Origin of the sequence: Pectobacterium betavasculorum (assembly GCF_000749845.1) — a bacterium.
Lineage (GTDB): Bacteria > Pseudomonadota > Gammaproteobacteria > Enterobacterales > Enterobacteriaceae > Pectobacterium > Pectobacterium betavasculorum.
Window position 1 is genome coordinate 1 of record NZ_JQHM01000072.1, and the last position, 374, is coordinate 374.

The following is a 374-nucleotide window of genomic DNA, read 5'->3' on the forward strand; positions in this document are numbered from 1 at the left end:
GTGACAGACCAGTGGCCGTCGCTGCCAACGGTGGCGGTGTAGGCTTTGCCATTCAGCGTCAGGGTAACGGTTTGTCCGGCGGCGATATGGGCAGTGGTGCCGTTAATGGTCAGCGGCTGCTGGGCTTCCAGCGCGTTGAGGTGGTTATCAACCGACACCGTGCCGATATTGATGGCATCAATGTTGGTATTGACGGTAACGGTTTTGCTTTGCGTGGTGGTATTGCCAGCCTTGTCGGTCAGGGAAACACTCAGGGTATAGTCGCCGTTGGTTAACGCCTGAAGGACATCCGCAGGGATGGTGACTTTCCAGGATCCGTCGGCGGCCACAGTCCCGGTGTAGGTCATGCCGTTGAGGGTAACGGAAACGGTCTG

Annotated in this window: 1 protein-coding gene; it reads right to left on the minus strand. The window is 57.8% G+C overall.

What is annotated here, in order from left to right; genetic code table 11:
• On the minus strand, nucleotides 1-374 hold a 374-nt coding region (locus KP22_RS21150; protein WP_039326434.1), incomplete at both ends, for an Ig-like domain-containing protein.